Annotated in this window: 21 protein-coding genes; 7 read left to right on the plus strand and 14 right to left on the minus strand. The window is 73.1% G+C overall.

The annotated features are described in order from the left end of the window. Positions 1 to 10 precede the first annotated feature (10 nt). The 7 genes from ABD743_RS11630 to ABD743_RS11660 all read right to left on the minus strand — a co-directional run bounded on the left by ABD743_RS11630 (position 11) and on the right by ABD743_RS11660 (position 7,953). Positions 11 to 916, minus strand: a complete 906-nt coding sequence (locus ABD743_RS11630) for a type IV toxin-antitoxin system AbiEi family antitoxin domain-containing protein (RefSeq protein ID WP_344721620.1) — start codon at positions 914 to 916, stop codon at positions 11 to 13. 135 nt (positions 917 to 1,051) lie between these two features. Continuing rightward, positions 1,052 to 2,035, minus strand: a complete 984-nt coding sequence (gene nudC / locus ABD743_RS11635) for an NAD(+) diphosphatase (RefSeq protein WP_344721622.1) — start codon at positions 2,033 to 2,035, stop codon at positions 1,052 to 1,054. Then, complete coding sequence (locus ABD743_RS11640; protein WP_344721624.1) at positions 2,035 to 3,444, minus strand: M16 family metallopeptidase; 1,410 nt, start codon at positions 3,442 to 3,444, stop codon at positions 2,035 to 2,037. Before ABD743_RS11640 ends, nudC begins: the two co-directional genes overlap by 1 nt. Beyond that, positions 3,441 to 4,691 carry a M16 family metallopeptidase gene (locus ABD743_RS11645; RefSeq protein WP_379659354.1) on the minus strand — a complete coding sequence of 417 codons (1,251 nt, stop codon included), beginning with the start codon at positions 4,689 to 4,691 and terminating at the stop codon, positions 3,441 to 3,443. The genes ABD743_RS11640 and ABD743_RS11645 overlap by 4 nt, the downstream gene beginning before the upstream one ends. A gap of 51 nt (positions 4,692 to 4,742) precedes the next feature. Next, the gene (locus tag ABD743_RS11650; RefSeq protein WP_344721628.1) at positions 4,743 to 5,834 is read right to left on the minus strand and encodes a hypothetical protein; all 1,092 of its coding nucleotides are present in this window, start codon (positions 5,832 to 5,834) and stop codon (positions 4,743 to 4,745) included. A gap of 63 nt (positions 5,835 to 5,897) precedes the next feature. Continuing rightward, positions 5,898 to 6,929: a phenylacetaldoxime dehydratase family protein gene (locus tag ABD743_RS11655; protein ID WP_344721630.1), complete on the minus strand. Its 1,032-nt coding sequence runs from the start codon at positions 6,927 to 6,929 to the stop codon at positions 5,898 to 5,900. 1 nt (position 6,930) lies between these two features. Continuing rightward, a complete protein-coding gene (locus ABD743_RS11660) occupies positions 6,931 to 7,953 on the minus strand; it encodes a carbon-nitrogen hydrolase family protein (protein ID WP_344721632.1) in 1,023 nt (340 codons plus the stop codon). A 112-nt stretch (positions 7,954 to 8,065) separates the two neighbouring features. Between ABD743_RS11660 and ABD743_RS11665 the strand changes: the two genes are divergently transcribed. Further along, on the plus strand, positions 8,066 to 9,049 hold the full coding sequence (locus ABD743_RS11665; protein ID WP_344721634.1) for an AraC-like ligand-binding domain-containing protein: 984 nt from the start codon (positions 8,066 to 8,068) through the stop codon (positions 9,047 to 9,049). On the opposite strand, the gene ABD743_RS11670 is transcribed toward ABD743_RS11665, so the two are convergent. Beyond that, positions 9,001 to 10,263 (minus strand): aldehyde dehydrogenase family protein, encoded by a 1,263-nt coding sequence (locus ABD743_RS11670; RefSeq protein ID WP_344721636.1) that lies wholly within the window; start codon positions 10,261 to 10,263, stop codon positions 9,001 to 9,003. The genes ABD743_RS11665 and ABD743_RS11670 overlap by 49 nt on opposite strands. Before the next feature lie 154 nt (positions 10,264 to 10,417). On the opposite strand from ABD743_RS11670, the gene ABD743_RS11675 reads away from it, so the two are divergent. After that, positions 10,418 to 11,782, plus strand: a complete 1,365-nt coding sequence (locus ABD743_RS11675; RefSeq protein ID WP_344721638.1) for an MFS transporter — start codon at positions 10,418 to 10,420, stop codon at positions 11,780 to 11,782. Positions 11,783 to 11,874: 92 nt separating this feature from the next. On the opposite strand, the gene ABD743_RS11680 is transcribed toward ABD743_RS11675, so the two are convergent. Together ABD743_RS11680 and ABD743_RS11685 are read right to left on the minus strand one after the other, a co-directional pair. Next, positions 11,875 to 12,705, minus strand: a complete 831-nt coding sequence (locus ABD743_RS11680; RefSeq protein WP_344721640.1) for a hypothetical protein — start codon at positions 12,703 to 12,705, stop codon at positions 11,875 to 11,877. A gap of 47 nt (positions 12,706 to 12,752) precedes the next feature. Next, complete coding sequence (locus ABD743_RS11685; RefSeq protein ID WP_344721641.1) at positions 12,753 to 13,607, minus strand: exodeoxyribonuclease III; 855 nt, start codon at positions 13,605 to 13,607, stop codon at positions 12,753 to 12,755. A 56-nt stretch (positions 13,608 to 13,663) separates the two neighbouring features. Here ABD743_RS11685 and xylA point away from each other — a divergent pair, with 56 nt between their 5' ends. The 3 genes from xylA to ABD743_RS11700 are packed head-to-tail and all read left to right on the plus strand — an operon-like array spanning position 13,664 to position 17,480. Beyond that, a complete protein-coding gene (gene xylA / locus ABD743_RS11690) occupies positions 13,664 to 14,851 on the plus strand; it encodes a xylose isomerase (RefSeq protein ID WP_344721643.1) in 1,188 nt (395 codons plus the stop codon). After that, positions 14,848 to 16,248, plus strand: a complete 1,401-nt coding sequence (xylB, locus tag ABD743_RS11695) for a xylulokinase (protein ID WP_344721644.1) — start codon at positions 14,848 to 14,850, stop codon at positions 16,246 to 16,248. Before xylA ends, xylB begins: the two co-directional genes overlap by 4 nt. Next, positions 16,245 to 17,480 (plus strand): ROK family transcriptional regulator, encoded by a 1,236-nt coding sequence (locus ABD743_RS11700; protein WP_344721645.1) that lies wholly within the window; start codon positions 16,245 to 16,247, stop codon positions 17,478 to 17,480. Before xylB ends, ABD743_RS11700 begins: the two co-directional genes overlap by 4 nt. A 17-nt stretch (positions 17,481 to 17,497) precedes the next feature. On the opposite strand, the gene ABD743_RS11705 is transcribed toward ABD743_RS11700, so the two are convergent. Further along, positions 17,498 to 18,298: a single stranded DNA-binding domain-containing protein gene (locus tag ABD743_RS11705; RefSeq protein WP_344721647.1), complete on the minus strand. Its 801-nt coding sequence runs from the start codon at positions 18,296 to 18,298 to the stop codon at positions 17,498 to 17,500. A 131-nt stretch (positions 18,299 to 18,429) separates the two neighbouring features. Between ABD743_RS11705 and ABD743_RS11710 the strand changes: the two genes are divergently transcribed. Beyond that, the gene (locus ABD743_RS11710) at positions 18,430 to 19,131 is read left to right on the plus strand and encodes a response regulator transcription factor (protein WP_344721649.1); all 702 of its coding nucleotides are present in this window, start codon (positions 18,430 to 18,432) and stop codon (positions 19,129 to 19,131) included. Between the two features lie 68 nt (positions 19,132 to 19,199). Then, positions 19,200 to 20,531 carry a sensor histidine kinase gene (locus ABD743_RS11715; protein WP_344721651.1) on the plus strand — a complete coding sequence of 444 codons (1,332 nt, stop codon included), beginning with the start codon at positions 19,200 to 19,202 and terminating at the stop codon, positions 20,529 to 20,531. 7 nt (positions 20,532 to 20,538) lie between these two features. On the opposite strand, the gene ABD743_RS11720 is transcribed toward ABD743_RS11715, so the two are convergent. The 3 genes from ABD743_RS11720 to ABD743_RS11730 form a co-directional block, all read right to left on the minus strand. Then, positions 20,539 to 21,537, minus strand: a complete 999-nt coding sequence (locus ABD743_RS11720; RefSeq protein WP_344722153.1) for a potassium channel family protein — start codon at positions 21,535 to 21,537, stop codon at positions 20,539 to 20,541. Positions 21,538 to 21,778: 241 nt separating this feature from the next. Next, positions 21,779 to 22,888, minus strand: a complete 1,110-nt coding sequence (locus ABD743_RS11725) for a saccharopine dehydrogenase family protein (RefSeq protein ID WP_344721653.1) — start codon at positions 22,886 to 22,888, stop codon at positions 21,779 to 21,781. A gap of 35 nt (positions 22,889 to 22,923) precedes the next feature. Next, a complete protein-coding gene (locus tag ABD743_RS11730) occupies positions 22,924 to 23,523 on the minus strand; it encodes an HD domain-containing protein (protein WP_344721655.1) in 600 nt (199 codons plus the stop codon). Between the last annotated feature and the right edge of the window lie 34 nt (positions 23,524 to 23,557).

A 23,557-nucleotide genomic window follows, 5' to 3' on the forward strand; every position in this document is an offset into this window, starting at 1 on the left:
ACCGTGGCGGTCACCCGCCGCGGAATCGGCGCCGAAGACGCTCGGCCACGGCCACGAAGGCGTCGAGGTCCGGCCAGCCCCACCGCACGACGGCTAGGTCCTCGGCCCGCAGCTCGTCCTCGCGCAGCTTCTCCCGGTAGAGCACCTCGGCGGGGTCCTGACCCGGACGCACGAGCGCGCCGTACTTCGCGCGGCCGTCGAACTCCCCGACCGTCCGCAGGTCGGGCCAGCCGAAGTCCACCTCTCCGACGAACCGGCCGTCGGAGCGCCTCACCTCCCATTGGAGCACCGGTACCGGCAAGCCGGCCCGGGCGATCGCCACCCGGCTGCGCGACTCCCCCACGCTCTCGCTGCGGGCGTCGGCGAAAGCAAGCGCCCGGCGCGCCGCGGGCAGGCCTGGCCAGCGGGGCCTGCGAGCCACGGCAGCGGCGAGATCCGGCGGGTGGACGAGATGGCGGTGGAGCGCCGCATCGGCGACAGCGACGGCCTGCTCGAAGGGGACCGCACGGGCCAGGTCGAGGAGGGTGCGTGCCGGTGACGTGGCGACGAGGCCGCCGACCATGACGATCTCGTCGGGTTCGAGCGGAGCGGCGTGCACGTGGACCCGGCGGCCACGCCGGCCGCCCGAGCGGCTCCCCCGCGTGACGTGCACACGTTCCAGCGGGATGCCCCACACCGGGAGCCCGTGCAGGATCGCGGCCGAGGCGTGGCTCACCACTGCGTCGGCAGCGAGCTCGTCCAGTGCGGCGTACAGGAGCAGCAGGTGCCGGGCCACGGTGTTCTCGGGCGGGGCGCCCTGGACGTACGCGCCCGGCCGCACCGCACTCAGCTCACCTGTGCGAAGCAACCGCCGCAGCTCCTTCGGCGAGAACCCCGCGGCGAGGAGCTGGGCACGGCGGTGCACGAGAGGATCCACGATCGCCAGCCTCGCCCGCCGATGCGTCGGCGCGGGCCCGATCCGCGGCATCTGTGGACAACCTCGGCCGCACACATCAAATGGCCCCGGTGCCCACGTCAGGACGTGTGCACCGGGGCCACCTGGTGTGCACGGTCAGTCCAGGGCTGCCCAGCTTTCCAGCATTGATCTTGCTATCGAGACCTGGCCTGGCAGCAGGAGTCGTTTCGTCGGTTCCCGTTGCTCGGCGCTCCAGTCGCCGTGGTCGAGTGCGGCGCGCAGGTCCTCGCGGCTCACCCACATCGCCTCGGCGATCTCGCCGTCGGCGGGCACCAGGGGGGCGTCGGGGTCGGCGAGGGCGTGGAAGCCCACCATGAGCGAACGTGGGAAGGGCCAGGCCTGGCTGCCCAGGTACTGGACGTCCCGCACCACGACCCCGACCTCCTCGTGGATCTCCCGCATCACGCACGCCTCGAGCGACTCGCCCGCCTCGACGAAACCGGCGAGCACCGAGAACCGGCCCTCGGGCCAGACCGGCTGCCGCGCGAGCAGCACGTGATCCGCCCCGTCGTGGACCAGGCAGATCACGGCGGGGTCGGTGCGGGGGTACTCCTCGTGGCCGCTCGCCTCGCAGACCCGGTGCCAGCCGGCGTGGCCGGGGTGCATCGGCGATCCGTCACGGGTGCAGAAGCGGGCGGCGTCGTGCCAGTTCAGGACGGCGACGGCGCCGGTGAGCAGGCCTGCGCCGAGAGCGTCGAGCGCCGCTCCGGCAGTGCGCAGGTCGGCCCACTCGGCGGGGTCGTCGCCCGCGGCGAGGTCGGGCTGACCGCGCTCCGCCCAGTACTGCACGTCGTCGGCCTCACCGAGCAGCACGGCGTTCTCGGGCGGAGCGTCGCCCGTGGTGGGGCGCGTTCGCAGGCGGGCGACCTGGTCCCGCACGGAGTCCCACGGCCCCGTGGGTGGTTCCCCGCCGCCCCAGTCGACGGGAGTGCGGCCCTTGTCGTCCACGACGACGAGCTGCGCCGCGTGCCAGCCGCGCAGCTGGCGCTCGACGTCGGTGCGCAGCGGCTCGTCACGCAGCACGGCCGACCGGGAGAGGATGGGTGGGGAGAGCAACCGGAAGCCGGCGAACGCGGTCATCAGTCGGAGATCCCTCCGAGCGCCCGTACGCCGGCCCCGATCACGTCTGCGTCGCCGACGACGACCCCGGTGAACGCGGCGGGTGCGAAGAACTCCAGCGCGGCCTCAGCGACCTGTGCCGTGGTGACCGACTCCAGCCGCGCGGGGTGGGCGCGCAACCAGTCGATGCCGAGCCCGTCGGCCGCCAGCGCAGCGAGAGTGGACGCCAGGCCGCCCTGGTTGTCCAGGGAGATGAGCAGCGACCCCACCGCGTAGCTGCGGGCGGCTTCGACCTCGGCGTCGGTGGGCGGAACGGCGGTGATCCTGCCCAGCTCGTAGCGGGTCTCGAGCAGCGCTGCGGCGGTGACGTTGCTCGCGACGTCCGTCTCGACGCTGAGGACGGCCCCCTGGGGGACGAACTCGATGCCGGAGTGGGCGCCGTAGGTGTAGCCCTTGTCCTCGCGGATGTTCTCCATCAGGCGGGAGGAGAAGTAGCCGCCGAACACGAGGTTGGCCAGCTGGAGCGCCGCGTAGCGCGAATCGTGGCGGCGCAACCCGGGCGCCGACAGCCGCAGCTGTGACTGCACGGATCCCGCGCGGTGCACGAGCTGCAGGTCGTCGGCTCGGATGGCAGGCGGTGGGGAGAGCTCGCGAGCGGAGGCGTCCGACGTCCAGCCGCCGAGCGCCTTCTCGACCTGCGCGATCGCCGCGCTGGTGTCGATGTCGCCGACCAGGGTGAGGATCGACCCCCGTGGCACGAGCGACGCGGCCTGCAGAGCGCGCACCTCCTCGGCCGTGACGGCCGTGACCTCCTCCCCCGTGGGCATCTCGCGGGTGATCGGGTGGTCGCCGAACCGCTTGCGCTGCAACGCCTCCCGGGCGATCGTGCGCGGCTGGGAGCGGGCCAGCGAGATCCGCTCGACGAGCCGGGCGCGCTCGCGCGTCACCTCGGCATCGGGATGTGTGGCCCCGGTGAGGACGTCCCCCAGCACCGCGAGGAGATCCGGCAGGCCGTCGGCGAGCCCGTGGCCGCCGATCTGGAGTCGTTCCGGGTCGACGTTCACGCCGAGATCGGCGCCGACGGCCGCCAGCTCGTCGTCGATGCCGACGCGGTCCCGTGTGGTGGTGCCGGTGAGCAGCGTGGACGCCAGCAGCTCGCTCACCGCAGGGTGCGTGGGCTCGTCGCCTGCGAACGGGACGCGTAGCCGAAGCTCGACCATCGGCACGCCCGGACGGTGCGCGACGAGGACCCGGAGCCCCGAGTCGAGGGTGCGCTCCTCCACGTCGGGAAGCGGAACGGCGCGGGTGGGACCGAGAGGCGGCAGCGGGCGCGGGCCGGCGGCGGTGCGGCCGATCTCCTCCGCGCTGCGGTGCCGGGGATTTTCGCCGGGGACGGCCTGCCCGGGGGTGTGCTGCTCGGTGGCGGTCATTTCGTGCCTTCCTGGGCGGCGGTCGGCTCGACGAGCAGGACACCGCGCCCCGACGAGCGCAGCGCCTCCGCAGCCGCGCGCACGTGCTCGGGCGTGACGGCGGCGAGCCGGTCGGGCAGCTCGACGGCGATCTCGGCGCGGCCGTACAGCAGCTCGCGGGCGCCGAGGCCGAGCATCCGATACATCACGCGGTCGTTCTCCTGGTGCAGGCCTGCCGACCAGCGGGCCACCTGCCGGGCGAGCTCCTCGGTGCTCGGTCCCTCTGCGGCGAGCTTGTCGAGCTCCTCGTCGACGGCGGCGAGCACGCGGTCGGGATCGACGTTCGCGGGGTGCACCGCGGTGATCGTGAACGTGTCGGGATCACGGGCGTCGAGCGGGCCCATCAGTCCGGCACTGGCCGAGACGTCGGTGACGAGCCCGTCGACGTGCACGAGCCGTCGCTGCAGCCGGGCGGCCTCACCTGCGCCGAGCACGGAGCCCAGCAGCGCGTGGCCGAGGTAGCCCTCGAGGTCGGCACCCGGGTCGGGCAGCCGGTAGCCGAGGGCGAAGGCGGGCAGCGGGGCGTGGGCGTCGGTGACGACCTGGCGGCGCTCACCGGTGGGCAGCGGCTCCGCGAACGACCGGCGGACCGGGGCGGGCCGGGCCGGGATGTCCCCGAAGTGCTTCTCGACCAGCCGCAGCGCCTCGTCGACGTCCAGGTAGCCGGCCACGGTCACCTGGATGTTGCCCGGCGAGTAGTAGGTGTCGAAGAAGGCGGCGGCGTCCTCGACCGAGGCCTGCTCCAGCTCGGAGAAGTCGCCGTAGCCGTTGTGGGCGTTGGGGAAGGTGTCGTAGAGGACCGGCGGCAGCAGGATCCACGGGAATCCGCCGTAGGGCCGGTTCAGGACGTTGAGCCGGATCTCCTCCTTGACGACGTCGACCTGGTTGCGCAGGTTCTCGTCCGTCAGCTTCGGGGCCCGGAACCGGTCGGCCTCGAGGAACAGCGCCCGCTCCAGAGCCGCGGCCGGCAGTACCTCGAAGTAGTCGGTGTAGTCCTGGTGGGTGGAGCCGTTGAACACTCCGCCCGAACCCTGCACGTGCCGGAAGTGGGCGAGCTTCTCCAGGCTCTCGCTGCCCTGGAACATCAGATGCTCGAACAGGTGCGCGAACCCGGTGCGGCCCTCCGGCTCCGAGCGGAAACCGACGTCGACGTGCACCGCGACGCCGACGACGGGGGTGGCGGGATCCGGGACGACCAGGACCCGCATGCCATTGGGCAGCGTCGTCCTGTGTAGCTCTACGGCAGGCACGCCCCGAATCTAGTCGGAGGTGGCGGCGACCCGCTCGGACGTGGTGATCGCATTCGGCAGCATGAGCGCGGCCAGCGCCCAGCCCAGCAGGGCGGCGATCACCGGCATGCCGGTCCAGAACTCCACGATCGCGGGCAACCTGCCGGTGGTGACCGCTGCCGCCCCGATGTAGACCGCCCACGTGACGAGCGCAGCGAGCGCGCCGAACAGCCAGAAGGCCGCACGTCGGTCGGCGCTCGGGCGCAGCCACAGCGCCAGCAGGTCGACGAGGACACCGGCGGCGACGATCGCGATCGGGATGGTGAAGCGCTCGAACGACATGAGGACGGCGGAGATCAGCGCTGCGATGGCGAACCCGATCGTCGCTGTGCCGACGGGCAGGTGCCAGCGCCGGGCGAGCAGGAGCAGGGGCGCGAGCAGCACGAGGCTCGTGAGCACGATGCGCGTGGCGAGCATGCCGGAGTTGCCGTCCTCGACGCTGGAGAACATGGCCACGACCCCGGTGGGGGACATCAGCAGCGCATTCCCGTAGGTGAGGAACAGCAGCACGAGGCTCGTGGCGAACGACAGCGTGAGCACGGCCGGGAGCAGCGCCCGCAGCGACGGGCGCGCGGGGAGATCCGGATCGGACCACGCGGCGCGCAGCGGGCTCGTGAGGATGACGACCATGCTGCCGATCAGGCCCAGGTGGCTGGGGCTGAAGAAGATGTTGGTGGTGGTCTCGATGCCGATCACCTCGTGCCACACCAGGTCGGCACCGCCGGACACCGCGAACACCGGCAGCGCCACGATCGTCATCCCGTAGCCGCCCGGCACCGCGGCGATGCCGCGCCTGCCCTCCTGCACGTGGCCCCACACCGTCCACAGGATCCAGCCGGCCGTGACCGCGAACCCGCTGTAGAAGACCGCGTGCCACGGCGTGAAGAAGCTTTCGAGCTGCGGAAAGGTGGAGTGCGCGTAGGCGTCGAGGAACAGCCCGAGCGTGAACCACACCGACAGCACGGTGGTGACGACGTTGGTGCGCATCGAGGCCCGCGGGCGCGCCTCACCCGAGTTGCGCAACAGATACCAGGTCGGCTGTGTCCCCACCGTCGTCGCCATGCGATCAGCTTGACAGGAGCGCGATCCGTCCGGAATGCGGGTTTCCCCACCGTTCACGATCGGTCACAGCGGATCCTCAGCGAACGCGCCGAGCAGGCCGGTGCCCTCCCGGCAGTCGACGTACTCGAAGGAGGCCTCGTCGGCCCGCACCACCGACACCTCGTGGTAGAGCCGCAGGCGGGCCGCCGGCCCGAGCGTCGAGAGATAGCGCATGGCGGCCCCGAAGATCGCGACGTGCGTCGGGTGCGACTCCGCCCAGCGCTCCAGCACGTCCAGGCTGCGCCACCAGCTCATCCCGAAGCTTCTGTCGACGGGCTCACCGTTCTCCACGACTGTCAGGTAGCGATTGCTGAAGCAGCCGATCGTGCGGCCGTCGTCCCGCAGGAACTCCATCCCGGCACGCAGCACCGGCTCGACGTCCTGCAGGTACATCAAGCGCTCGGTGCCCTCGGTGTCACCCCAGTCCTGGCCGGACCGGATCAGGCAGATTCCCCCGTGCGGCCGGATCCGCACACGTCCGCCGTCACGCTCCACGACCGGGGAGCCGACGGGCGCGAGCGCGTCGGTCTGCGACAGCGGGATCCGGTCACGCATCCCGCCCCAGTACCCGTGCTCCTGCACCTCGCCGCTCCAGCCGTCGGCGAGCACGGCGACACCCTCCGGCCTGCCGAGGGAGGAGGAGAGCGTCTCGTGCTCCTCGACGGTCGGCCGCAGCACCTCGGCCCACCGTCCGAGACCGTCGCGCACCGCGTCGCCCAGCCAGGACTCGCGGTGCGTGACGAACCAGCGCTCGAAGGCGGCCGGGTCGTCCCAGTACGCGATCGAGACGATGTCGGTGGTGCCGTCGGGGGCAACCTGGCGGGCGCGGTCGTGATGGCCCGGCCCGTCGGAGTCCGCGAACGCCGTGTCGAGGACGTCGAGCGCGCCCGTCGGCTCGTCGCCGCGGAACTGCAGCCCGAGGTAGGCCATCACGACCTGCTGGACCTGCGGCCGCGACCGCGCCACGAACGACGGGTACGGCGGGGCGTAGTCGTCGGGCACCCGGCGCGGGCGGCTGCGTTCGGTGATCAGGTGTGCGGGGATCGCGGACTCCACGTCACACCTCCACGGAGGTCCGGGTGGACGGAAGCGGCAGCTCTGCCTCGATCTCCACACCCGGCGCGGCAAACGGGACGACGCGATCACCAGGGGTCTTGTTGAGCAGCAGACGCGTGACGTCGGGACGGGAGTAGTGCCCGGCCGGATCGGCTGCTGCCTTGGCCAGCGAGATCATGCCGAGGTCGAGGTCGGCGTAGACGATCCCCTCGACGTCCGGCGCGAGCGACTCGTGCATCTGCTGACCGTCCGGCGCGAAGATCCGGGCGTAACCGCCGCCGGGCTGCAGCAGCGCGCTCTTGGTGTCGTCGGTGCACAGGAGCTCGACCATCTCGGGCGACACCGTCGCACACGGGGCGACGACGAAACACCCGCCCTCGACGGCGTAGATCCGGCTGGCCGAGGTGTTCACCTCCGGGCCGAGCGCGTACGCGGCACCCGTGTAGACCGAGAAGCTCGGCCACGCCCCGATGTGGACCTGCTCGTTCTGTGCATACATCGCGTACTTCGACAGTGGCTGCAGGTGCTCCCAGCAGCAGAGCCCACCGAGCCGGCCGAGCGCGGTGTCGTACACGGACAGGTCGCTGCCGTCACCCTCACCGAAGACGGTGCGCTCGACGTGGGTGGGCTTGAGCTTGCGGCGCTTCGCGATCGTCTCGCCGTCGGGCCCGATCATCCACTGGGCGATGTAGAGGCTGCCGCCCTGGCGCTCGGAGAGACCCATCACGACCGTGATCCCGTGCTCGCGGGCCGCCGCGGCCAGCCGGTCGGCCTGCGGCGTGCCGTAGGCCAGGGAGTTGTCGTGGTAGCGCTGGAAGAACTGCAGGCCCCAGGCCGGCGAGTCGAGCCAGATGAACCACGGGTAGCCGGGGAGCCAGGTCTCCGGGAAGCCGATGAGCTGCGCTCCGTTCGCGGCGGCCTCCCCGATCAGCGACACCGCCTTGTCCACGCCGGCGTCCAGGTCGAGGAATGCGGGCGCGACCTGCACGGCGGCGGCGCGGAAGCGCGGGTGCTCGATGCTCATGCCGCGAAGAGTGCCGACTCCGGCGGCACTGCGATGGTTCGTGCGTGTCCGTTGTGTTGACTCTGCGGCGCAGTATCTTGTCCGGTCCCCCGCACCTCCCTACCGTCGGACCATGGCGCGGGTGCTGACCACCGAGACGGTGCACGCACGCGAACGGCTGGAGTACTGGAACGAGGCCGTCTCGGACGCCTACGTGCGGCTCACCTGCGACGCCCCGGGCCGCGACGTCGTCGGTGACATCCGGGTCGACTCCCTCGCCACCCTGGAGCTCTCCCGTGTCTCGGCCACGGCGCAGCACGTGCGGCGCACGCCGTCGCTCATCGCCACCGCGGCCGAGGACTACTTCCTGGTGAGCATCCAGACCGAGGGCGTCGGCGCGATCGTCCAGGACGGGCGCACCGCGGTTCTCCGGCCGGGCGACTTCGCGCTCTACGACTCGACCCGTCCGTACGAGCTGCGCTTCGACTCCGACTTTCAGCAGTACGTGCTCATGCTTCCTGGTCCGACGCTGCGCTCGCAGCTGCGCGCCGCACCGGAGCTCACGGCGCGAGGAGTCCACGGTTCACGCGGCGCCGGTCACCTGATGATCGAGATGATCCGGACGCTCGCCGACGACATCGGGGTGCTCGAGCCGGCCGCGGCGGCGGCGGTCGCACAGAGCGTCGAGCACATCGTGGTGGCAGGCCTCAGTTCCCTCGCCCCGGACGCGCCCGTGCCGGAACCCGAACTGGCGGCGCGCCGAGAGCAGATCAAAGCGTGCGTCCGTGCCCGGCTACGCGACCCGGGCCTCACCGTGGCCGCCATCGCAGCGGGGCTGCACACGTCGGTGAGCACCCTGCACCGAGCCTTCGCCGGCGAACCGTGCTCGATCTCGGAGTGGATCTGGGCGCAACGGCTCGATGCCGTGCGCACCGATCTCTGCGACCCCGCGCTGCGCCATCGCACGATCGGCGACCTCGCGTTCTCGTGGGGGTTCGTCGACGCGTCGCACTTCAGCCGGGCCTTCAAGGCGCGGTTCGGCTGCACGGCCCGCGACGTCCGCCTCGGTCAGGCCGGGGGCAGCACCACGAACTGGCGCAACGACAGGTCGAGGTAGGTGACCGGCCCGCGCGGGCCAGGCGTGTGGTCGACGTTGATGCCGGTCTCGGGCAGGCCGAGGAGCTTGTAGCCGTCGAGCAGCCGGGTGGTGGCGTTCCAGAACACGCCCGTGCCGGTGTAGGCGTCGATGAACGCCGTGGCGGCGGCCTCGTCGGCGGCGCACACGGTGGCGGCGAGCCCGGACGTCTCCCGCGCCGCGGTGGTGGCGGCGTCGACCGGCCCGTCGACCGCCGCGACCGTGACGTGGGCCTCGGCTCCGGAGTCGAGCGCCCACTCGTGGCCGAGGGGGTGTTCGTACGGAGGGAGGCTCGGGGTGATCTCCCTGGCCTTCAGCGCGGCTTCGGCCACGGGCCACAACCGGTCGTAGGCAGGACGGTCGATCAGGAGCAGGTTGAGCCGGTTGCAGACGCCGAGCCGGTCGGTGCTCTCGGTGACCAGCCGCGTCACCTCGGCCTCGTCGGCGCTGGCGTCGAGGTAGAGGACGCCGCCGCCGTCGGCGTGGGCCAACACCCGTGTGCCCGCGGCCGCGCCGAGCGCGGAGAGCTTGCGGGTGACCTCGCCGCTGCCGCGCACCACCACGAGCGGCACGAGATCGGGGAGCCCGACCAGCGCCTCTGCCCCCGCGTGCCCCGGCGTCGGGACGAGCTGCACGGCGCCCGCCGGAACACCGTGCCGTTCGAGCGCGGGCGCGATGACGAGATCGACGAGAGCACGGGCCGACCCGAGCGCTGCCGACCCCGTGCGCAGCACCGCCGCGCTGCGCGCCTTGAGCACCTGCGAGGCGACGTCGACCGTGACGTTCGGGCGCGCCTCGAACACCGCACCGATGACGCCGACCGGCACGCGCCGCTCGAACACGCGCTCACCACTCGGCAGGGTCCGGACCTCACGCTGCAGGGGCGGCTCCGGCGTGCTCGCGAGCACCTCCAGCTGGTGGGCGATGTCGGCGAGCCGCTCGGGACCGAGGCGCAGGCGGTCGAGCAGGCCGGCGGCCATCCCGTTCCGTTCGGCGGCCTCGACGTCCGCGGTGTTGGCGGCGAGAAGCTCGGCGCTGCGCTCCCGGATGAGCTCCGCTGCCGTACGCAGCGCAGCATCGACAGCCGCGGCGCCTGCCGCGCGGACACCCGGTGCCGCGGCGGCGGCACGCAGGGCGGCCTCCCGCACGGAGGTGGCCTCGGCGGTCTCTCGGTGCGCTGCGGTGCCGGTACTCACGGGGAAAGGTTGCCACGCGGGGGTAGCGAAATTCACCCGGCCCGCGCGAACGGTGGATCCGCCATGGTTCACGGCACGAAATGCCGTTCGTCCGATTGTGGGCCACACCAACCTTGTTGACCTGAACCCGAGGTGAGGTTGCACGATTCTCGCCGTGACCACAGCCGCCGCGCCCAGCGCCGTCCGCACCGAGCTGTTCGGACCTGACCGTCGTGCCACCACCATCGGCATCGTTCTGCTGATCAGCCTGGTGGCATTCGAGTCGATGGGCGTCGGCACGGCGATGCCCGCGCTCGTCGCCGACATCGGAGCCGTGTCCCTCTACGCATGGCCCTTCGTCGCGTTCATGGCAGCCGCCGTGTTCGCCACGGTGCTCGGCGGCCGGTGGTGCGACCGGGCAGGCCCACGGGTCCCGCTGGTCGGGGCGCCGTTGCTGTTCGGCCTCGGTCTGCTCGTCGCCGGTACGGCCACCGGCATGACCCAGCTGCTCATCGGACGTGTCCTGCAGGGTCTCGGCGCCGGCACGCAGGCGGTGGCCGTGTACGTCCTGGTCGCTGCCGTCTACCCCGAACGGGCCCGGCCGGCCGTCTTCGGGCTGATCTCCTCGGCATGGGTGCTGCCCGCACTGCTCGGCCCGCCCATCTCGGGCCTCGTGACCGAGACGGTGTCGTGGCACTGGGTGTTCCTCGGTCTGGTGCCGTTCGTGCTGCTGGCGGTGGCCCTCGTCGTGCCGGCCGTGCGCCGGCTGGAGCCGCCCGACCCGGAGCGCGAGGTCGCCCCGGTGCGACGCGGACTCGTGCCCGCCGCACTGGGCGCCGCCGCCGGTGTCGCCGCGCTCAGCTGGGCCTCCCAGCACGGTGGCGTGATCGCCGCGGTCGTCGCCGGAATCGCGATCGTGGTGCTGGCGCCGGCCCTGCTTCGCCTGTTCCCCCGTGGGGTGTTCCGCGCCGGGCGCGGCATCCCGACCGTCGTGCTCTCGCGCGGCCTGCTCGCCGGGATCTTCTTCACCGTCAACGCGTACCTGCCGCTGATGCTCAACGGGACCCACGGCTGGTCGCTGGCGATGGCGGGTGTCCCGCTGATCGTGGGGTCGCTCGGGTGGTCGGCAGCCTCGGCGTGGCAGGGACGGCACCCGGACCTGTCCCGCACCGTCCTGCTGCGCATCGGCTTCCTCCTGCTCGCGGTGGGAACGGCGGGCATGCTGCTCGTCTCACCGTCGTGGGGGCTGCCGTGGCTCGCGCTCCCGTTCTGGGTGGTGGCCGGGACCGGGATGGGGCTGGGCTTCTCGTCGATGTCCTTCCTGCTCCTGCAGCAGTCGGCGGCGGGTGAGGTGGGCTTCCACTCGTCGGCGGCCCAGATCGCGGACCAGCTCACCACCGCGGCGATGATCGGGGCGGGCGGTGCGCTCCTCGCGCTGCTCGGCACGCCGGCGGCAGCACTCCCGTTGCTGGTCGCCGTGCTGACCGTGATGGGCGTGCTGGGCACGCTGGTAGCCGGCCGAGCAGGCGCCCCGCGCTGACGTAGGCGCGTTGGCCGCGACATGGACACACGTCGCTGTTCCGCGGGCGTCGGTTCAGCGAGACGTGTCCATGTCGCGCCGGACAGGCTCGGTCAGGGCTGACGCGGCTCGTGCGCCGGCGAGTCGCCGGGCACCGGCGGAGCACCGGTCGGAGGGGTGCCCGGCGGGACCGGCGCAACGTCACCCGGTGGGGTGTCCGGCGGAATCGGCGGCGCACCGGCCGGCGGGGTCTCCAGCGAGGCCGACGGGACGCCGGCCGGCGGGGTCACCGGCGGCGCGGCGGCGGGAGCCGGCGACCGGGACCACGGCGAGGTGGGCTCCTGGTCCACCCCGTACGGGACGCGGCCTTGCGCGGAAACGGCATCGGCGGGGGGCATCGCCAGCAGCGGGATGCAGGCGAGCGCCAGCAGCGCGGCCGCAAGGAGGAGCCAGGCCCCCGCACCGAAGACGACGACGGGGTGGAACCCGCCGTCCGAACCGTCCCTCACAGCCACCGCTGCATTGCTGGCAAGGGTGAACAGCTCGATCCAGATGATCCAGACGCTGCCCACGAGCAGCCCCACCGCGCCGATGCCGGCGATCCGGGCCAGAACGTGGTCACCCGATCTGCGTACGGAGAGCAGCAGCAGGATCGCGGCCACCGCCGCCAGCCCCGCAGCCACGACGACCGGAATGCCGAGGGGAGCCGCGCCCGGCGGGTTCGTCATCCCCGGGGCGCCTTCGATGGTGACGGCCCACCCGGTGGTGGAGACGACCGTGTCGCCGGGGAGGCCGAAGTCGTAGCGACGCACCGACAGGGCCAGGAAGGTTCCGCCCACGGCTAGCGCCGCCGCCACCACCAGCAACGCCGCGGCGATCAGGCGCGGAGCCCCGAGACTGGGCGGTGGCGGGCCGGTCTGCGGGTGTGCGTACGGCCCCGACATCGGTCGAGTGTCGCAGGCGGGGCGGTGACCGGCAAAGTTGGAGGAACTCAGGAGCGGTGCGGCAGTCGCGCCGGCGTCGAGGGCGGAGGCACGACGGGGCCGATGTCGCCGTCGGGTGCGACGTCCAGGTCGACGATCACCGGAGCGTGGTCACTCGGCCCGCTGCCCTTGCGTGCCTTGCGGTCCACCCACGTGGCCGCGACCCGCCCGGCAGGGTCGGCACCGGCGAGCACGAGGTCGATGCGCATCCCGAGGTCCTTGTGGAACCGGCCGGCGCGGTAGTCCCAATAGGTGAACACGCGCTCGGTCGGCCACCGGTCGCGCACCACGTCGTGCAGCCCGCGGCCCTTGATCTCCGCCAGCGCCTTGCGCTCGGCGGGCGTCACGTGTGTGGAATCGACGAACAGCGATGGGTCCCACACGTCCTCGTCGGTGGGGGCGATGTTCATGTCCCCCGCGACGACGGCCGTGGCGGGCGCGCCGATCGACTCCCGCAATGCCGCGAGCCACTCCAGTTTGTAGAGGTAGTGAGGGTCCTCGGGGGTGCGGCCGTTCGGCACGTACACCGAGGTGATCCGCAGGCCGTCGCAGGTGGCGGTGATCGCCCGTGCTTCGGCGGGCGAGTCGGGCGCGGGGAACCGCGGCTCGCTCGGCAGCCCGCGCATCACGTCGTCGAGCCCGACGCGCGAGAGCAGCGCCACGCCGTTCCAGCGGCCCTCCCCGTGGTGGGCAACGGCGTAGCCGCGCTCCCGGAGCGGCTCGGCGAACGCCTCGGCGAACGCCTCGTCGGAGAGCTTCGTCTCCTGCAGGCAGACGACGTCGGGAGCGCGCTCATCCAGCCACGGCAGCAGCCGGGGCAGCCGGGAGAGGGCGGAGTTCACGTTCCACGTAGCCAGACGCACCTCGGGGAGGCTACCGTGATCGAGTTTGTACGATGCCCGAACAAAAGGAGCCGGCGATGCCGCAGCCCACTCGCGAGGACCGCTTCAGCTTCGGACTCTGGACCGTGGGCTGGCCCGCCCGCGACCCGTTCGGCGACGCCACCCGGCCCGCGCTCGACCCGGTGGAGACCGTGCACAAGCTCTCCGAGCTGGGGGCATGGGGCGTCACCTTCCACGACGACGACCTCATCCCCTTCGGCGCCGACGCGGCCGAGCGCGATCGCATCGTCACGCGCTTCAAGGCCGCTCTGGAAGAGACCGGGCTGGTCGTCCCGATGATGACCACCAACCTCTTCACCCACCCCGTCTTCAAGGACGGCGCCTTCACCAGCAACGACCGGGGCGTGCGCCGCTTCGCGCTGCGCAAGGTGATCCGCAACCTCGACCTCGCCGCCGAGCTGGGCGCGAAGACCTACGTGTTCTGGGGCGGTCGTGAGGGCGCCGAGGTCGACTCGGGCAAGGACATCGCGGCCGCGCTGGACCGCTACCGCGAGGGCATCGACCTGCTCGCCGCGTACGTCAAGGAGCAGGGCTACGGCATCCGTTTCGCCATCGAGCCCAAGCCGAACGAGCCCCGGGGCGACATCCTGCTGCCCACCCTCGGCCACGCGCTCGCGTTCATCGCCGAGCTGGAGCACAGCGACATCGTGGGTGTGAACCCCGAGGTCGGCCACGAGCAGATGGCCGGGCTCAACTACACCGCGGGCATCGCCCAGGCGCTGTGGGCGGGCAAGCTCTTCCACATCGACCTGAACGGCCAGCGCGGCATCAAGTACGACCAGGACCTCGTGTTCGGCCACGGCGACCTGCTCAACGCGTTCTCCACGGTCGACCTGCTGGAGAACGGCGCCCCCGGCGGCGGCCCGCGCTACGACGGCCCGCGCCACTTCGACTACAAGCCGCTGCGCACCGAGGACGTCGAGGGCGTCTGGGCGTCGGCGGCGGCCAACATGAGCACCTACCTGCTGCTCAAGGAGCGCGCTGCGGCGTTCCGGGCCGACCCGGAGGTCGCCGAGGCACTCGCCGTGGCCGGCGTGGCCGACCTCGCGAAGCCCACGCTGAACGCGGGCGAGACCGTGGCCGACCTGAAGGCCGACCGCTCCGCGTACGAGGACTACGACGCCGTCAAGGCGGGCGAGCGCGGCTACGGCTTCGTGCGGCTCAACCAGCTGGCGGTGGAGCACCTGCTGGGCGCCCGGTCATGAGCCTCGTCGCGGGTGTCGATTCGTCGACGCAGTCGTCGACCGTCGTGATCCGCGACGCGACGACGGGCGAACTGATCCGCTCCGGCCGGGCACCACATCCGCCCGGCACGGAGGTCGATCCGAACGCGTGGTGGGACGCCCTACAGGGCGCGATCACCGACGCGGGCGGTCTCGATGGCGTCGAGGCGATGGCCGTTGCCGGGCAGCAGCACGGCATGGTCTGCCTCGACGCCGACGGCGAGGTCGTGCGGCCCGCGCTCTTGTGGAACGACACCCGTTCCGCAGGCGCGGCCGCCGACCTCGTCGCCGAGCTGGGTGCGAAGGAGTGGGCCGAGGCAACGGGCCTCGTGCCGGTGGCGTCGTTCACGGTCACGAAGCTGCGCTGGCTCGCCACCCATGAGCCGGAGCACGCCGCCGCCACGGCTGCGGTCTGCCTTCCGCACGACTGGCTCACCTGGAAGCTGCGCGGCACCGGGGTGCTGAGCGACCTCGTCACCGACCGCAGCGACGCCAGCGGCACGGGCTACTTCTCCGGCAGCACCGGGGAGTACCGGCCGGACCTGCTGGAACGCGCGCTCGGCCGCTCGGACGTGATCCTCCCGCGGGTGCTCGGTCCTGCCGAGCCCGCGGGCCGCACACCGGACGGCGTGCTGCTGGGCCCGGGGGCGGGCGACAACGCTTCGGCGGCGCTGGGCCTGGCCGCCGAGCGCGGTGACGTGGTGATCTCCATCGGCACGTCGGGCGTGGTCTCCGCGGTGACCACCACGACCACGGCCGACGAGACCGCGATCATCGCCGGTTTCGCCTCGGCCACCGGCGAGCACCTGCCGCTGGTCTGCACGCTCAACGCCGCACGCGTGCTCGACGCCACCGCGCGGATGCTCGGCGTGGACCACGCGGAGCTCTCCCGGCTCGCGCTGTCCGCTCCGGCCGGGGCGGACGGGCTGGTGCTCGTGCCGTATCTGGAGGGCGAGCGCACACCCAACCGGCCGGACGCCACCGGCGCGCTGCACGGGCTCACGCTCACCAACTCCACACCTGCCCACATCGCCCGTGCCGCCGTCGAGGGGCTGCTCTGCGGTCTCGCCGACGCACTGGACGCGCTGGTCGCGGCCGGGGTTCCGGTGCTGCGGGCGTTGCTCGTGGGCGGCGGGGCGCGGTCGGACGCGGTGGCGCGCATCGCGCCCGCGGTGCTCGGCAGGCCGGTGCTGCTGCCCACCCCGGGCGACTACGTGGCCGACGGCGCGGCCCGGCAGGCGGCGTGGGTACTGGCAGGCACCTCGGCCCCTCCGCGCTGGGCCGCGGCCGATACCGTCACGTTCGAGGCGGAGCCGACGCCTGCGGTGCGGGAGCGGTACGCGCAGGTCCGCGAGCTGACGGCGCACCAACTCGCGTGAGCACGACCCCCGGCGGGACGGGTGACCCGCACCTACCCGGCGGGCTACTCGCCGGGTGGGAACGGGCGGCTCGCGGGCCGGGGCGCGGGCACGGGGCCGGGCAGCACACGGTGCGGCGGCACAACCTGGCGCTCGTGCTGCGAGAGGTCGCCGGGCCGCTCCCGGTGTCGCGGGCGGCGGTCGCGGCGCGCACGGGGCTCACCCGCGGCACCGTGTCGTCGCTGGTGGAAGAGCTGATCTCGGCCGGGCTCGTCACGGAGCTCGCCGCCGCCCGAGGTGCCACCGGACGGCCGGCGAGCCCGTTGCAGCTCGATCCTTCCGGCCCGGCCGGGCTGGGCGTCGAGATCGGGGTGGACGCCGTCGGCGCCTGTGTCGTGGACCTGACCGGGGCAGTACGCGCCCGTCGGGTGGCCAACTCGGACCACCGGGACGAGCTGCCCGCCGCCGGCCTCGCGACGGCCGAAGCGCTCGCCACGGAGGTGGTTGCCGAGGCCAGGCTGCCGATCGCCGGGGCGGCGGTCGCACTGCCCGGCGTCGTCGGGGCGGACGGCGTACTCGTACGGGCGCCGAACCTGCCCCGGTGGGTGGACGTCGCGGTGGGCGAGGAACTCGGCGGGCGCCTCGGGCTGCGCGTCCAGGCCGGGAACGAGGCCGACCTGGCGGCGCTGGCCGAGCTGTGGTCGGGCGGCCCCGCCGACGCCGTCCACGTCTCGGGCGGGATCGGGGTCGGGGCGGGCATCCTACTGGGCGGACGGCTCTTCCGCGGCGCGAGCGGCCGGGCAGGCGAGATCGGCCACGTCGTCGTCGAGCCGGACGGCCGGCCGTGCAGCTGCGGCGGCCGCGGCTGTCTCGAGACCGTGGCCGGCCTGACGGCCCTGCTGCGCGCTGCCGGCACGACCGACCTCGAGGATCTGGTCGCCGCCCGTCCCCAGGATGTGCTCGCGACCGTCGGACGGGCGCTGGGGGTGGCACTGGCCGGGGCGGTCAACCTCCTCGACGTGCCCGCGGTGGTGCTGGGCGGCATCTACCCGCGGTGCGGAGAGCCGCTGCTCCACGCGGTGCGCGCCGAGTTGGCCGTGCGGGTCGTCTCCCGCCCGGCCGTCGACGTCCGGTTCTCCGCACTCGGCGCCGACGCGGCCTTGCGCGGCGCCGCGACGGCGGTGGTGCACGACCTGCTGGCCGACCCCATGATCGTCGCGAGATCCGCGCATCCGCCCTTATCGGGGCGCTGACACGGATCTCGTGGCGATCACTGAGCGCGCGGCAGCACCCGGATGCCGTCCGCCCGGATCGTGCTCGGGTCGGCGGCCACACCCGTCAGCACAACGACGTCGCCGACCACCGGCTTCTGCGACAGCGCGGTCACATCCGCGGTGACGGTGAGCCCGTCGATCGAGGTCAGGGTGGCGCGGTCGCCGGTCAGTGCGGTCACGGTGCCGACGACACGGGCCTGCGGAGTCCAGACCTCACGGGCCGTGGCGGTCGCGCCCGCCCCCTGCACCTGGACGACGACACGCTCGCCGGTCTGCAGGTCGCCCAGCCCGCTGTTCTGCCCGCCGCGGACGCGGGTGTCGCCGTCGGTACGCAACGAGCGCTGGCCGCTGCCGTCGACGTTCACCACGAGGGTGCCGTCGGCGACCGAGGCGACGGTGCCGGTGAGCACCGGCGCGTCCCCCATGCCGCGCGGGCCGCGCTCATCGCCGCGACCGCCGGGAGCGCTGAACCGGCCGCCGTGCCCCCACGGGCCCCAGCCGGGACCGACGCCGCCCCCCGGCCCCTCCCCCGGTCCGCCCGAGCCCTGCCACGGCGCGCCCCAGCTGCCACGCTCCCCGACCGGCCCGATGCGGTCGAAGCCGCGGTGCCGATCGGGGATCAGGAGCGCCGCCGCCACACCTCCGGCGACCAGGACGGCCACGATCACGGCGCCGATGATCACGCCACGGCTGCGCAGCCGGGAACGCCAGGGACGGCGCGGGGCAGGCCCTCCGGCGGGCGGCGGCGGGCTCTGTGGCGGCGGATCCTGGACGGTCGGGGGTTCCGAAGTGCTCACGATTCCTCCTCGGATCGGATCGGTCTGACACCACCGACGGTCGCGGCGCATGCTGAACCGGGGCTGAAGCCGGACCACACCTTCAGCCGATCTTCAGCGGGGCAACTGGACGGTCAGCGCAGAATGGGACGGTGACCGCGCGCGTACTCGTGGTGGAGGACGCCGAGGCGATCCGGACCGCGGTGCTCGCCGGACTCGCCGAAGCGGGCTTCGTGGCGCGCGGACGCGCCGACGGGCGCGCGCTGGAGGAGGAACTCGAGGCCTTCCGGCCCGACCTGGTGGTACTCGACATCATGCTTCCCGGACGCGACGGTTTCGCGCTGCTCGACCTGGTGCGCCGGCACAGCGACGCCGGAGTCGTGATGCTCACCGCCCGGGACGCCGTCGACGACCGCCTGCGTGGTCTGCACGGCGGAGCCGACGACTACGTCGTGAAGCCGTTCGCGCTGGCCGAGCTGGTCGCACGGGTCACCGCCGTGCTCCGCAGGACGGGACGCACCCCGTCCACCGTGGAGGTCGGCGACCTCCTGGTCGACGCCACCGCGGGTTCGGTGCGGCGCGGCGGTGTCGCGATCGAGCTGACGGCCACGGAGCTGCGCCTGCTCGACTACCTCGCGGCACAACGCGGCCGGGTCGTCAGCAAGGCGCAGATCCTCACCCGTGTGTGGGGCTACACCGACTACGACCCGAACCTGGTGGAGGTCCACGTCTCGGCGCTGCGCCGCAAGCTGGGCGAGCCGCGGCTGGTGCACACCGTGCGGGGCCTCGGGTACGTGCTGCGGACCGCCCCTGCCGCCGACGCGGGCGCAGACCGGCCGGGGGCGCCCGAGTGAGGGGCAGGCCACCCGCCGGGTCCCGATTGCGCACCGTCTCCCTCCGCCGGCGCGTCACGGCGCTGAGCATGTTGGTGCTGGCCACGGTGCTGGTGGTCGTCACCGTGCTCACCGACGTCGTGTTCGCCGCCCAGACCCGCGCCGGTCTTCGCGACGAGCTCACCGTCCGGGCTGCACTGGCCGGCCAGCTCGTGGCACAGGGGGTGCCGTCTCAGGACGTGGCCCGGCGCGTCGAGGCACCCGGGGTCCGGGCCGTCGTGGTCGCACCCGACGGTCATGTCTACGACGGTGAGGCGGACGAGGACGAACCCCCCGGCCCACCGTGGCGGCACGGGCCCGGAGAACGCGGGTTCCCCGGCCGCTGGGGTGGCGGCCAGGGCGAGGACCGCGGGCGGGGCGACCAGGTGCTGCAGCAGCCGCTGGCCGACGGGTCGCGGCTCACTCTCGTGGCCGACGCCGGCCCGAGCACCGCGGCGCAGAACCTGCTGCGGCGCACGCTGTTGCTGCTCAGCCTCGGGGCACTGGCCGTCGCCGGGGTGGTCACACTGCTCACCACCCGGGTCGCGCTCGCTCCTCTCGACTCGATGACCGCGCTGGCCCGCTCGATCACCCGTGGCGACCGCGGCCGCAGGCTCGCCCCGTCGCGAACCGACACGGAGTTGGGGCGCACCGCGTCCGCGTTCGACGCGATGCTCGACGAGCTGGAGGGCGCGGAGGCCACGGCGCGCGCGTCCGAGGCACGCACGCGGCAGTTCGTCGCCGACGCTGCGCACGAACTGCGCACCCCGCTCGCCGGAGTGCAGGCCGTGGCCGAGGCCTCGATCGCCCCCCACCTCGGCGGCGAGGAGCGTGACCGGCTGAACCTCCTGCTGCTCCGGGAGAGCCGCCGAGCGGCCCGGCTGGTGGACGACCTGCTCGCGCTGGCCCGGATCGACGCCGGGATCGAGCTGCGCCGGGAACCGGTGGACCTGCTGGATCTGGCCCGCACGGAGGCGGAACGGGTGCAGCTGCTCGCGCCCGACCGGACGATCGAGGTGAGCGGCGAGGCCGTCGTCGTGCCGGGTGACGCCGCACGCCTCGGCCAAGTGCTCGGGAACCTTCTCGACAACGCGCGGCGCCACACGCCCGCCGGCGGCCGCATCACCGTCTCTGTGACGGCGTCGGCCTACGCGACGGTGCTGGTGACCGATACCGGCCCGGGGGTGCCGCCCGCCGACCGGGAACGGATCTTCGACCGGCTCGTCCGCCTGGACGAGGCCCGCACGAGCGACGACGGCGGCGCCGGGCTCGGGCTCGCGATCGCCCGCGGGATCGCGTGGGCGCACCGGGGCGACGTGCGCTGCGTCGATCCCCCCGCCGGTACGGGCGCGGCGTTCGCCCTCACCCTCCCCAGGGGCTAGAAGAGGATCAGCGCTCGTCGGGCAGCGTGGCCTTGCGGACGTAGAGCAGCCGGTCGCCGCGTTCCAGGGCGTCGACGGCCGAGGCATCGACGCGGAAGAGGTTGTCGCCCCGGACCACGCCGAGCACGATGTCGGGCAGGTGCCGCGGCGACCCGCCGACCTCCGACTCCTCGACCGGCCGCTCGCTGATGGCGAAACCGGCGTCCGGGGTCAGCAGGTCCTCCACCACATCGACGACGCTCGGGGTGGTGGTGGCCATGCCGAGCAGGCGCCCGGCCGTCTCCGCGGAGACGATCACCGAGTTGGCGCCGGACTGGCGCAGCAGGTGCACGTTCTCCGACTCCCGCACCGCCGCCACGATCCGGACGTCCGGTGCGAGCTCGCGGGCCGTGAGGGTGACCAGCACCGCCGTGTCGTCGCGGTTGGTGGCCACCACGATCGCCGAGGCCTGCTGCAGGCCTGCGATCCGGAGCACGCTGGAGCGGGTGGCGTTGCCGGTGACCGTCACCAGCCCCAGCGCCGATGCCTGGTCGAGGCGCGTGCGGTCGGTGTCGACGACGACGATGTCCTTGGGCTCTGCCCCGTCCCCCAGCAAGGTCTCGACGGCGGCCCGGCCCTTGGTGCCGTAACCGACGACGACGGTGTGGTCGCGCACGCGAGACCTCCAGCGTTCGATGCGAACTGACTGCCGGGAACGCTCGGTGAGCAGCTCCACCGTGGTACCGACCAGCACGATGAGGAACAGCAGCCGCAGCGGCGTGATGACCACCGTCGTCAGCAGGCGCGCCTCCGGCGTGACGGGAACGATGTCGCCGTAGCCGGTGGTCGACAGCGACACCGTGGCGTAGTAGAAGGCGTCACCCAGCGAGATCGGGGTGCTGCTGTTGTTGTCGACGTACCCGTCGCCGCTGAAGTAGACGACCAGCGCAGCGGCGGCCAGGGCCCCGAACGCGATGGCGAGCCTGCGGAGCAGCGACACCACCGGGCTCGCGGAGGTGTCGGGCATCCGGATGAGCCCCACCAGCGAGGGGTCGGCCAGCGGCCGGCGCTGATCGGTCACGGCGCGGAGAGTAGCCGCAGGAGGTGGGGACACGCTCGGCGACCGACCCCGCCGTGTCCAGGGTCATCGTGCTGCTACGGGACGATCTGGCGATGCGAGGACGACCGCGACATGCGGCAACGCGTCATCGGTGCGTGGGCACCTCGCACGTCGCCGGGCTGCAGAAGTTCGACCGGATCGTGCCCCTCTAGGACGTCTCCTCGACCATCCCGGACTCCGCGGCGCCCGCCCTCAGCTCGTCGAGACCGAAGGCCGCAACCGGGTCCAGAGCCCCGCTACCCCGCACACCGTGCTCGGCCGCCCGGCCCGCCGCCCAGGCCAGCAGGTTCGCGGTGAGCGCATACGCGTCCGGCGCGACCAGGCGAGTGCGGGCGAGCAGCGTGCCGGAGCCGTCGAACACCTCGGCCACGACGTGCGAGCGCATCCCCGCCAGCGCCTCCTCCGACGGTGCTTCCGACGCCGTGCGGGTGACGAGCCCGGCCACCGCGGCCAACGCCCGCGCGGCGCCCGGCACGCGCCCCAGCATCGGCGTGACCCGCGAGGCGACGTGCAGGGCCTGGCTCGCCGCGCCGAACCAGCCGAGGTAGACGTCCACCGACTGCAACTCGGGCGCGAACCGGGGCAGCGCGAACTGCTCGCTGCCGCCGATCGTCACACCTGGACGCGGTCTGCCGGCCACGTCGAACGTGCGGAGCCGGGCGCCTGCGGACTCGGTCCGCAACTCGCCGTCGCGCCAGGCGTGGTTCTTCTCGAGCGCCATACCCATCACCGAGCGGAGCGTGCCCCGCGAGAACGCCTGACCACGTCCGCCGCCGAGGATGAAGTAGCCGATGTCCACGCGCGAGGCGGCTGCGCCCGCCGCCCGCAGCGCCAGCGCCCCCGCCAACACGCCTGGCACGTAGTCGACACCGAACGCGGTGATCAGCGCCGCTCCCGAACGCTCCGCCTCGGGGCCGTACCGCTCGAACACCTCACGGACGAACGTGGGCTCACCGGTGGAGTCCAGGTAGATCGCACCCGCACCGACGGCGGCGGCCACTGCGGCCCTGCCGAGTTGCAGGAACGGCCCGACCGTGCTCACCAGAACGTCGCCCCGGCCTACGAGTGCGGCCACCGAGCTCTCCTCGGTGACGTCCGCCCGGGCCGTTTCGAGGCCCCCGAGCCGCTCGGCGAGGGCTGCCAGCCGCGCCGGGTCGCGCCCGGCGAGCACCGGCCGCAGTCCCCGCTGCACCATCATCTGAGCCGTGCGCCGTCCCGTGTAGCCGGTGGCGCCGAACAGGGCGATCCTCGCGGTCACGCCCGGACCCTAGTGCCGAGGAAACGAGGTCGTCTTCATTCCTCCGCGTCGAGCGGGTTGGTCGCGATCCGTTCGGCGAGCCCGCTGCGCATCGCGGCCGCGGCCGTGCTGGCCGGTTTGCGGGCGGCCTGATCGGCGAAGCACGCGGTGAACTCCTGCGCCAGACCGGCCCGCGGGTAGGCCTCGAGCACCTCCGCCCGCAGCCCGCTCGGCACCGCGATCGAGCGGCCCGAGATGTCGATCCCGGTGGAGACCTCGAGCACGTGGCCCTCCGGGTCGATCGCCGGGTCCACCTCGGCGAGCATGTGCGCCACGATGATCTCCGCTGCCCGTTCGCGGCGGCGCACCGGCCAGCCGGCTCCTGCGGCGAAGACCCAGGCGACGTGCCCACCCGCGTACTCGAAGTCGACGCGGTGGCTGTCGAAGGCGTCCACCAGGCCGAGATCGTGAAGCATCGCCGCGACGTAGAGCAGCTCCTCGTCGACCACGATGCCCTGGTCGCGGGCGTACCAGACTCCCCACAGGTAGGCGCGCACCGAGTGGTTCAGCAGGGCGGTCGAGCAGTACTGGGCGGCGACCTCGCGCGCCGCCACGGCCGCCGCGGAGTCGGGCACCGGAAGATCGATGAGCTGCACCCACCGATCCTGCCGCAGATCGCCGGTGTATACG

Origin of the sequence: Pseudonocardia yunnanensis (genome assembly GCF_039534065.1) — a bacterium.
GTDB lineage: Bacteria > Actinomycetota > Actinomycetes > Mycobacteriales > Pseudonocardiaceae > Pseudonocardia > Pseudonocardia yunnanensis.

Coding starts and splice junctions, on each gene's coding strand:
- nudC (WP_344721622.1), bottom strand. CDS start 2,035: ATGACCGCGTTCGCCGGCTTCCGGTTGCTCTCCCCACCCATCCTCTCC.
- ABD743_RS11640 (WP_344721624.1), bottom strand. CDS start 3,444: ATGACCGCCACCGAGCAGCACACCCCCGGGCAGGCCGTCCCCGGCGAA.
- ABD743_RS11645 (WP_379659354.1), bottom strand. CDS start 4,691: ATGCGGGTCCTGGTCGTCCCGGATCCCGCCACCCCCGTCGTCGGCGTC.
- ABD743_RS11650 (WP_344721628.1), bottom strand. CDS start 5,834: ATGGCGACGACGGTGGGGACACAGCCGACCTGGTATCTGTTGCGCAAC.
- ABD743_RS11660 (WP_344721632.1), bottom strand. CDS start 7,953: ATGAGCATCGAGCACCCGCGCTTCCGCGCCGCCGCCGTGCAGGTCGCG.
- ABD743_RS11665 (WP_344721634.1), top strand. CDS start 8,066: ATGGCGCGGGTGCTGACCACCGAGACGGTGCACGCACGCGAACGGCTG.
- ABD743_RS11680 (WP_344721640.1), bottom strand. CDS start 12,705: ATGTCGGGGCCGTACGCACACCCGCAGACCGGCCCGCCACCGCCCAGT.
- xylA (WP_344721643.1), top strand. CDS start 13,664: ATGCCGCAGCCCACTCGCGAGGACCGCTTCAGCTTCGGACTCTGGACC.
- xylB (WP_344721644.1), top strand. CDS start 14,848: ATGAGCCTCGTCGCGGGTGTCGATTCGTCGACGCAGTCGTCGACCGTC.
- ABD743_RS11715 (WP_344721651.1), top strand. CDS start 19,200: ATGTTGGTGCTGGCCACGGTGCTGGTGGTCGTCACCGTGCTCACCGAC.
- ABD743_RS11720 (WP_344722153.1), bottom strand. CDS start 21,537: ATGCCCGACACCTCCGCGAGCCCGGTGGTGTCGCTGCTCCGCAGGCTC.